Genomic DNA, 8,565 nt, shown 5'->3' on the forward strand with positions numbered 1-8,565 from the left:
TTAGTTGCTGTTGTCGGCGACAGCGGCGGACGTGTTTTTGTGAATGAAGGCATGGACCATAGGGAGGAACCCCGGTGCCAGCTGCGACGCCCTGTCTTTGGCCGGATCGGGGTCTTCTGTGAACAGGCCGTGTCCGGCGCCAGGGAACACGGCTATGCCGTGGGGATTGCCTGGCAGTGGCCGGAGAAGGGACGAGAAGGCTGCCAGGCTTTCGGGGACTGGAACCAGCGCATCGGATGCTCCCAGCAGTGCCAGCACAGGGCACTGGACCTTGGGCAGGATCTCTGCGGGGTCAAAGTCGAGAACCAGCCGGAGAAATCCCAGCATCTCAATAGTGTCGAAGTAGCGCGTCGCGATTTTGTACCAGGTTCTGCCGCTAAAGGTTTCTTGACGGGTCAGGATGTCCTCGGGAGCCTGCCCGGAAAGTAGCCGGTCTGCACGGTCATTGAGCCATTGCCCGGCTTCCGTTAGGGCTGTGTCATCCTGGCCGTCCTGTCGGAGGTCGTTCAGGATTCGGAAGCGGTCCTGGAACGCCGGCGAGACACCAGGCCCGGAGTTGGAGATGACGAAATGGATCCGGACATCGAGGGCCGCTGCAATCAGCGCCACCCACCCGCCCTGGCTCACTCCGTACAAGCCGCACCCCGAGCCCGCTACCGCCGGGTGGGACCTCAGCAGCGTCGCCGCCGCAAGGGATTCATCCGCCCGAGCAGATAGGGATTGGGTCTTCCAGTCACCAGGGGAATCCCCGCAGCCGGGTTTGTCGTGTGTGAGAACCACAGTGCCGCACGAGACGAGCAGATCAACGGCACCACCCCAGCCATCGGCTGTGCCTTCCCCGGAGCCATCCACCAGGACCAGTCCCGGCTGGGGGAGGGCTGAAGGTCGGTAGTGAATCAGGGCGTCGAGGTCGCCGTCCGCGGTGCTGACGCGGGCATTCTCCCTGACCATTGGTTCCATAGCCCGGACTGTACATCACCAAGTGGGTTCGTCCTGATGCTCGCGACGAAGGACTGCCGGCAGTCAATGTCGGGGCAGAGACGCTCGGTCAAAAACGACCCTTATCGAATATCGCATGGTCGAAAACCTGACGTTGATGAGTTTTGACCTGTTTTGCTCGGAATCGGTGCGCTCATGGCTGTGGATTTGATCGCTTCATGGCGGTGTTCTGTGGTCGCTTTGTGTCGCACCTGCGCCCTAAGGCCGATCGTCCTTCGCACGTTCAGGTGCGTACTTCCGCTCCCGACTGGTCGTCGCCAATCTGTGCTGCGCGCTAATCGGCCAGGGACACCGGGCTCATCTTGCCCAAAGGGGCGAATCGTCCCAGTCAGATGGCAGGCCGACGTGGGATTTGGGCACGAGTTTCACGGACGGGTAGCTGGCGAGGACCGCGGAAAGCATCCGTGACATCCCGGTTCCTTGGGCGTCCCGCATGTGCTGGATCAGGGTCAGCTGACCAAATGTGCGTGTCATGAACGGCCCGGCCTTGTCGAGAGCAGGGTATTTGCCCACAGTGGGGAGCTTTGGAGCTTTTGTGTAGACGCGGTTGTATAGGCGACCGTGGTGAGCGCAGGCGTTGCGGACTATTTCAAGGGCGCGCATCCAGGACTCCAGCTGCGGAGCTCGAAGACCAAAGTGATCCGCTACCTTGTCCTGTACTGGCCGGGGTGCGAATCCGAAGAGGTATCTGAGAGAGCCCAGGTCCAGGATTTCTACTGCCGCCCACACCGGCAATCGTCCGTTGTAGTTGTCCTGGTGATGGGACACGAAGTCTTCGTGGGAGTGCTCGAGTCCTTGGGTGTACTTCTTATACCAGCGTCCGTAGTCCTCGGTGCTTGCTCGGACGCTCAGGACCGTCGGATTCAGGTGAGCGCATTCATCGAGCTCCCCCAACTCGTGTCCGAGTCGCGCCCGAATGCTCAACTCGACTGGCGCGAGGGCATCGAAGGTTGCCGTTCTGAGCCTGGCGTCAAAGTTATACAGGCTCAGGACGTCGGCGAGCCGTGTCCCTGGGAAGAAGTCGTCTTCCCGTGAGCCATTCGTTGCCAGTTTACGGAAGGGGTACCAGTAGCCGCTGAGGCGGTAGTAGTTGACATCCTGCAGCTGCGCGATCGCGGTGTCTTGGTCTTCGATGACCAGACCGCGGGAAAGGAGCAAACCAACCTGTTCCTCGTAGGTCCTAAACTCTTTCACAGCTGTAGACAATCGGCCCCCCGACAAAAGTGAAGACCGGCCCTGGACCTACCGAAGTAGGCGGAACCGGTCATGTTGGTTTGAGAATATCGTGGCGCAACAGGTTGTGCAAATCCGTTGCCGCTTTTGATAGAAATCGTGCCAGCGCGGCCCATGCCTTAGTGCATGAGCTCGACACCCCAGGAGCAACGGTCAAAAACGACCCTTATCGAATATCACTGGGTCGACAACCTGACGTTGATGAGTTTTGACTTGTTTTGCTGGAAATCGGCGCCTTTATGGCGCTGTCGTCTGCACGGCCCACCACATGTCCGTAAAGGGGATGGGTCAACAGCAATTGAATCTGTGGCCTCTCATCCTCATGAGTGCGGCAGCAGGCCGGCGGGTTTTGGCAAACGGTCAGACCTCGGTGCAGGCACCCTTGGGTACCGATGGGTGTCCGAACAGGACGAAGTTGGTTCCGTCATCCTCTAGTACCGAGACGTAGCTTGGCCCGAGAAGAGCAACTGTGGACTCGCAGATGGCGATCGCGGTCACGGCCGCCTCGCTGCCGTTTGCACCGCGCGGGTCAACGACACTGGTGTCGACGCGGATCCTGCCCGGCTCGGTTTCGGTCACAGACTTGATCTGGCTCACCCAGGGCGCGTTCGCATTGGCTGTCGTGAAGTCCGCGGTCTTGTCCGGCTCATTGGTGGTGCTGGGAATGGACTCAGGAGCTGCAGCCGTCTGGCTGGCTGCCGGTTGGGCCGGTGTAGCGGTGGTGGGTGCTGTCTGGGGAGCGGATGATGCGCATCCGGTGAGCAGCAGACCAGCGATAGCCGTGGCGAGGGCGGGAATAGTCTTGTTCACGGTTGTCCAATGTCCGAAGGCGCGCGAAGGCGGCGCGCCCCCAGCACGATGCGACGGCAGTACCCGGTGAGTCACCGCCTACTGCCGTGCACATAGCACTCACCCTAACGAAGAATAAGGCAGAACAATGTCTATGAAGGAACATTCAGTGGGCCTGCTTTTGGCCGAGGGAATGGTGTCGGCGGATAAGCCGTCGAGTATGAAATGCTGCCAGCAACCCGGAGACTGTGGCGAAGCCGGCTCCGAATCCTGCCAGCGCCAACCCAGTTGCTCCGAGTGCATGGAAGGCGATGACGGTGTAAACGGCCGTCACCGCGGCTGCTCCCAATCCAGCGGTGAGCGCGCGTGGCAGTACAACTGATAAGGACGTATTCGCGTCAATCCAAAGCGCCGCTACCGAACCGGCACCCGCTGCCAGCCCGGCAACTGCTCCGATAACGAGCCCAAGTATGGCGATGAAGAATATCTGGCCGCCATTCATGCCCCAGAGCCCAAACTGCTCCGGATACAGGGCTGCCTGAACGGTCGAAAACACTGAGGTGCCCGCGCTGATAAACGTACCCAGCAGGGCACCGGTGGAGACAGCCCGGACCAGGAGAGGCGGCGCTACTGTCTGTACATTTCGCACGGCTGCCGGACCCATATCCGACACCCTAGCGGAAGGCGCACTAGAAGTAGCGGCCACCTACACCAGTGAAGGAGGCCCATTCGAGTCAGTCAAAAACGACCCTTTGTGCCTGTGTCGAGATGGAAGACCGGGAGCCCTCCAAAATGTCGTTTTTCGAAGTCGTCTGCACGCGCTTCCGCGTAAGTACGGGGGTTGTGCAGGCGGGTTCGAACAGTTCTGTGTTCGAACCCGCCTGCACAACAGGCATTCTGTATTGAACTCGTGTGCACTATCTTCGACCCAGGCTCTGGGGCGCCTGCAGCGTGGGTGGCCGGCATGGCCGATGATGGGCCGCCGGCCGTTGAGCTTGGCCTGCCGGCCAGGTCCGATGCGGCCGGGCATCAGGCCGTGCGGCAGACTGCGCAGATGCCGAGGCGAAGAATCCGTTCGCCGGCTCCGGGATACCTTTGCGGGCTTCAGAAACCCCTCGACTTCCTGTCACAAACAAGAGATCAGCAACCCTTTGCATGACTTAGAATAAATAACGGGTTAAGTGACATTTTCCGGTTCCAGCCGGAACCGGAATCGCACTGTCACTTAAACGAACGAATATATGACAGGGGATACAGGCATGCTTGTCGGCTATATGCGAGTATCGAAGGCCGACGGGTCGCAGAGCACCGATTTGCAACGGGACGCGCTCTTATCTGCCGGGGTCAAAGCTGCTCACCTCTATGAGGACCAGTCGTCCGGTAAGAAAGACGATCGCCCGCACTTGGCGGCGTGTCTGAAAGCGCTCCGAAAAGGCGACACGCTCCTTGTCTGGAAGCTCGATCGGCTTGGCCGAGATCTGCGCCACCTCGTCAACACCGTCCACGACCTCACCGACAGAGGCGTCGGCTTGAAGGTCCTCACCGGCGAGGGCGCAGCTATCGACACCACGACAGCATCAGGCAAGCTCGTCTTCGGCATCTTCGCGGCCCTCGCCGAGTTCGAACGAGCACTCATCTCCGAACGCACCGTGGCCGGGCTTGCCGCGGCGCGCGCCCGAGGCCGAAGTGGTGGACGGCCGTTCAAAATGACCGCCGCCAAGGTGCGTCTGGCCATGGCCGCCATGGGGCAGAAGGAAACCAAGGTGGGCGAGCTCTGCAAGGAACTCGGCATCACCCGGCAGACGCTATACCGCCACGTCTCACCGTCTGGAGAGCTGCGACCCGATGGCGCGAAAGTCCTCTCCAAGTGAAGGAAGTAATTCTGGCGGCAAGGGGAACGCTCAACGGGAACGCGCAGCGGGACGGCGGTTCGCGTCGCGTCGACGCCCAAACTGTCTGCTCCTTGCCCCGGGTTCTTGGGAGTGTGAACTGCTCACTGGGCCAACGGGTGACTTGTCCTGGATCGACTTCCCCGATCAGAGGGGCCGGGGCAGGAAGACGCGAATCTTGTTTCCGTCGTCCTTCACCATGGCATTCCGTGGCAGTCGCGCGACCACGAACGTCTCCACGAAGTCGCCGGACGATCCGGTGAAATTCAAGGCCAGGACGATGTGCGGTCAACCGAAAGTCCGCTGGGACTGCCAGGAGCGCCGATGACAGCACCACGCCCCACAACCCAGCGGGTGCAAGTGCAACGATCGCTGCGCTTCGTCGTGTGAGGTAGGCACGATTGCCGGTCGTTAGGAAGGGAAACCGCAGTCGATACGCAGGCTTCACTTTGGTGAGCAGCTGGAGCATGATCCCGTGGGTTGCTTCGTGCACCGCCATATAGACGAGGGCGGCGAGGAGCGTCACCGGGATGGTGAGAAAGGACTCCACTCGGTGCCGAGGGGAACGGGGAACAACAGCGGGATCATCACGGCGACCACGGCAATCACGACAAAGATCGCTTGAATCGCGATCGCAAAGTTTCTGTCCTTCTTGAAATCGACGGTCTGGCTCTCGCGGTAGTTGTACGGGAGTTCGGCGCCATCCCGCAACGGGGTCTGGTCAGTCATTCGTCTCCTCTGTCGCTCGGTCAGGTCCCGGTCGCTCGCGGTGGGACGAGTTCGGAAGTTCGTGCAGAAGAGTCCGGAGCAGCGGGGTGCGGCGACGCCGAGCGTGACGCGCACTCCATCCGCTTCCCTTCACCGGGTGCTCGCCTGTTCGGGGGCGGCACCGTCGGAGGAGTCAGTCGATGACAGTGCCATCTCCGGGCTGGCACCACGACGGCGAAGCACCACAACAAGGTACACGGCATAGCCTGCGCTGATTACGGTGGTCCCGGCGAGCATCACCCATTCAGCTTGAGAATCAGTGACGGTGACGCTGCCACTGATGTTGAACAGGACGTGAAAAACGATGAGCGGGACGATCGTGCCGGTAATGGCGAAGATCAGAGCGAGTACGATGCCCATCACCACGGCAAATAAGATCTGGGCGATCTGCTCCACACCGGAGTAGCCCCGGAGCAAGTTTACGATGTGACCGATCCCGAAGGTGACGCCGGAGATCACGATGGCGCGAGTTAGGTTGCTCCGCTTCAGAATGCCTCGGAACAGGAAACCTCTGAACACCAGCTCCTCGATGAACCCGACGCACGCCATCAGGACGATGATGAGTAGCACTGCGGCGAGGTCCAGGTCGTCCCTGAACCCTTGGGCGAATTGAAGCAGGGCGATGATGAGCAGCGGGATGTAGAGCAGGGTGCGCCGGAAGTCGTCGCCACGCAACGCACGAAGCCCGTAGTACCGATTCCAGCCGTTCCGACTCACGTACCAGATCAGTAGAATGCTGAGAAGTAAGAGCAGCGGGGCAGTGATTGAGTTAGGTATCCCGACCTGCTCGGATAGCAGGTCGCCGATGGATATCAGAACCACGTATGCCACGATCCAAATAACGGCATGCCAGGTGGGGTTTGCTCGCTGAAGCTTTCTCACGGTGATCCTCTTCCTAGTCCGGTCTCGTTCTGCGAGTCTGGCAGTAACTACGCGGCTCTTTGCCGCTGGGGCTTTTTTCGAGTGGTTCGCTGTCTGTTTCTTAGCTCGATTTAGTGTCGGTGTCGGCTGGCCCAGCCGCTGGCGCGGGCCCGGTCGATCAGGATGACAGCGCTACCGGTCTTGTGCCTGGCGTCGACGAGATGATGTGCATGGGCCGCTTCTACGAGACTACCTTCGCTTCTTAAGCCCTGCCTTCGCAGAGTGTGTGTCGGTGCCAATCGATCCCGTTTAGTAGACTCTGCGCCATGGACCCCAACCCGTTCGGATCAGAGCCCGTTGCCCTACGTCGCAGAGGTTTGCTCGTCGGCGTCTCCCTCGTCATCGCTGCGATCGTCACGGTCGCAAGCGTTCTTGGGTTGATCGCTTCTTGGCCGTACCAGAAAGAAACTGAGGATTGGGTCTTGCAGGCGCGAGGGCAAGACATTGGCAACCTTTTCGCGGTCGTCGTTCTCATCGTAAGCGCGGTCCGGATGCGTGCCGGCTCGTTTCGGGCAGCACAGTGGTGGATGGGTACCCTGCTTTATCTCCTGTATGCCTACATTGTCTATGCCTTCGCTGTGCATTTCGGCCGTCTTTTTCTCGTCTATGTCGCGATCTTGGGGCTCGTGTTCTTCACCCTGGTTATTGCGCTCTCGGCCAGGGAACGAACATCCGTCTACCCGAGTGGTCTGGCCCGACGGTTCGCAGCATGGGTGCTCATCGGAACCGGTGCACTTTTTGCTCTGTTGTGGTTGAGCGAGCTGGTTCCAGCCACTGTGACCGGTCAGGTGCCGCCGAGCCTTACGGCAGCGGGGCTGATAGTGAGCCCCATCCATGTCATTGACCTCTCGGTAGTCCTGCCGGGCATGATCGTCATCGGTGTGCTCACTCTGAGGGGGAACATAGCGGGGCTTTCGTTGACCGTACCGGCACTAGTTTTTTCGGTGTTGATGGGATCCAGCATCATTGCCGCGATGCTGCTGGTCGTCGCGACCGGGGAAATAGTGGGATTCATCCCGATGGTAATGGTCGCCGTCGTGGTGGTGGCCAGCCTAGTAGCGGCAATCGCGTATGCACGCAAAACGCATATTGCGCGACCCGCAGCAGTGAAAGCTGGGCACCGAGGGACTTAGCGGTCATCTCACGAGCCGAGGCCGAGGGCGGCGATTACCTCGTCCGCCCATGCGCTAGCGCGTTCTAACTCTCCATCGAGGAGTGGACCTTCGTAGCCATGGACACGGAACGTTTCCTGCTTCACGGTCGTTCCGAATCCCAGCGACCGCAGCTCGTGCTTTGCTGCTTTGGCTGCGGAGCCTGGCATTCGCGGCTTGTCCACGCGAGTATCGAACGCGACGGCGGGGATAGCAGCAGCAGGCCGCTCGAGTTCGTTGAGCCACTCACGGATGCCTCGGGCCGGCGCATGCGGGGCCGATCGCGACTTAACTGCTTCGGCTCGCGTCGCGGCTCGCGTCATCGAGAAAGCGTGAGTGGGCCCACCGACCACGAGGAGGTCGTAGCCGTCCACAGTGGTGGGTGCGGCATCCGAGTCCACGACTTCGACCGTGCCAACGGCGCCTAGTTTGTCGGCAACTGCGCGCGCGACCTTCTCAGTGTTGCCCCAAAGTGACTCGTAGACCACCAGTGCATGCATCGTTGCTCCTCTGTACGTGACCCGCAATGACTATCACGCACAGACTATGCCCGGCGGTACTACCAGTCCGAGTCGCCTCGAAGCACGGCGCCAATACGCCGCCATTTTAAATGATCTGGCCGCACAGGTGAGAGTTGTTTTCGCTGGTCAGCCTCTCGGTGAGTGTTGCGGCTCCCGGAGTCCAAAGAATCCGTTTAGCGGCATGGGTGAGTATTTGATGCCTTGAGAGCCACCCAATCTTGCGTTTCAGAGCCACCGATCGTGCGGAAGAGAGCCAGTGGTGGTGTGCTTGGGAGCCACTGGCCCTCGACCTGA

At 60.4% G+C, this 8,565-nt stretch carries 10 protein-coding genes; 2 read left to right on the top strand and 8 right to left on the bottom strand.

Features of this window, described 5'->3' with window-relative positions:
• From ACZYX4_RS16760 to ACZYX4_RS16775, 4 genes are all read right to left on the bottom strand, one after another.
• Window positions 1–960 carry an alpha/beta hydrolase family protein gene (locus ACZYX4_RS16760; protein WP_463877998.1) on the bottom strand — a complete coding sequence of 320 codons (960 nt, stop codon included), beginning with the start codon at window positions 958–960 and terminating at the stop codon, window positions 1–3.
• A gap of 336 nt (window positions 961–1,296) precedes the next feature.
• Complete coding sequence (locus ACZYX4_RS16765; protein ID WP_463878001.1) at window positions 1,297–2,193, bottom strand: Abi family protein; 897 nt, start codon at window positions 2,191–2,193, stop codon at window positions 1,297–1,299.
• Window positions 2,194–2,592: 399 nt separating this feature from the next.
• Window positions 2,593–3,042 (bottom strand): hypothetical protein, encoded by a 450-nt coding sequence (locus ACZYX4_RS16770; protein ID WP_463878003.1) that lies wholly within the window; start codon window positions 3,040–3,042, stop codon window positions 2,593–2,595.
• A 145-nt stretch (window positions 3,043–3,187) separates the two neighbouring features.
• Window positions 3,188–3,577, bottom strand: coding sequence for a hypothetical protein (locus ACZYX4_RS16775; RefSeq protein WP_463878005.1), 390 nt, complete (start codon window positions 3,575–3,577; stop codon window positions 3,188–3,190).
• Between the two features lie 703 nt (window positions 3,578–4,280).
• Between ACZYX4_RS16775 and ACZYX4_RS16780 the strand changes: the two genes are divergently transcribed.
• Window positions 4,281–4,892, top strand: coding sequence for a recombinase family protein (locus tag ACZYX4_RS16780; RefSeq protein ID WP_463878008.1), 612 nt, complete (start codon window positions 4,281–4,283; stop codon window positions 4,890–4,892).
• Here ACZYX4_RS16780 and ACZYX4_RS16785 read toward each other — a convergent pair.
• The 3 genes from ACZYX4_RS16785 to ACZYX4_RS16795 all read right to left on the bottom strand — a co-directional run bounded on the left by ACZYX4_RS16785 (window position 4,813) and on the right by ACZYX4_RS16795 (window position 6,560).
• Window positions 4,813–5,409, bottom strand: coding sequence for a DUF3267 domain-containing protein (locus tag ACZYX4_RS16785; protein WP_463878019.1), 597 nt, complete (start codon window positions 5,407–5,409; stop codon window positions 4,813–4,815). The genes ACZYX4_RS16780 and ACZYX4_RS16785 overlap by 80 nt on opposite strands.
• A 23-nt stretch (window positions 5,410–5,432) precedes the next feature.
• Window positions 5,433–5,639, bottom strand: coding sequence for a hypothetical protein (locus tag ACZYX4_RS16790; protein ID WP_463878010.1), 207 nt, complete (start codon window positions 5,637–5,639; stop codon window positions 5,433–5,435).
• 129 nt (window positions 5,640–5,768) lie between these two features.
• Window positions 5,769–6,560, bottom strand: coding sequence for a lysostaphin resistance A-like protein (locus ACZYX4_RS16795; RefSeq protein WP_463878012.1), 792 nt, complete (start codon window positions 6,558–6,560; stop codon window positions 5,769–5,771).
• A gap of 305 nt (window positions 6,561–6,865) precedes the next feature.
• Here ACZYX4_RS16795 and ACZYX4_RS16800 point away from each other — a divergent pair, with 305 nt between their 5' ends.
• Window positions 6,866–7,732: a hypothetical protein gene (locus ACZYX4_RS16800; RefSeq protein WP_463878014.1), complete on the top strand. Its 867-nt coding sequence runs from the start codon at window positions 6,866–6,868 to the stop codon at window positions 7,730–7,732.
• Between the two features lie 8 nt (window positions 7,733–7,740).
• Here the strand turns inward: ACZYX4_RS16800 and ACZYX4_RS16805 are convergent, their stop codons facing one another.
• Complete coding sequence (locus tag ACZYX4_RS16805) at window positions 7,741–8,250, bottom strand: flavodoxin family protein (protein WP_463878016.1); 510 nt, start codon at window positions 8,248–8,250, stop codon at window positions 7,741–7,743.
• Window positions 8,251–8,565: the final 315 nt, after the last annotated feature.

Source organism: Pseudarthrobacter leeuwenhoeki, assembly GCF_055412885.1.

Excerpts from the sequence above, each read along its gene's own strand:
- ACZYX4_RS16785 (WP_463878019.1), bottom strand. The coding sequence starts at position 5,409 with ATGGCGGTGCACGAAGCAACCCACGGGATCATGCTCCAGCTGCTCACC.
- ACZYX4_RS16805 (WP_463878016.1), bottom strand. The coding sequence starts at position 8,250 with ATGCATGCACTGGTGGTCTACGAGTCACTTTGGGGCAACACTGAGAAG.
- ACZYX4_RS16780 (WP_463878008.1), top strand. The coding sequence starts at position 4,281 with ATGCTTGTCGGCTATATGCGAGTATCGAAGGCCGACGGGTCGCAGAGC.
- ACZYX4_RS16760 (WP_463877998.1), bottom strand. The coding sequence starts at position 960 with ATGGAACCAATGGTCAGGGAGAATGCCCGCGTCAGCACCGCGGACGGC.
- ACZYX4_RS16800 (WP_463878014.1), top strand. The coding sequence starts at position 6,866 with ATGGACCCCAACCCGTTCGGATCAGAGCCCGTTGCCCTACGTCGCAGA.
- ACZYX4_RS16790 (WP_463878010.1), bottom strand. The coding sequence starts at position 5,639 with ATGACTGACCAGACCCCGTTGCGGGATGGCGCCGAACTCCCGTACAAC.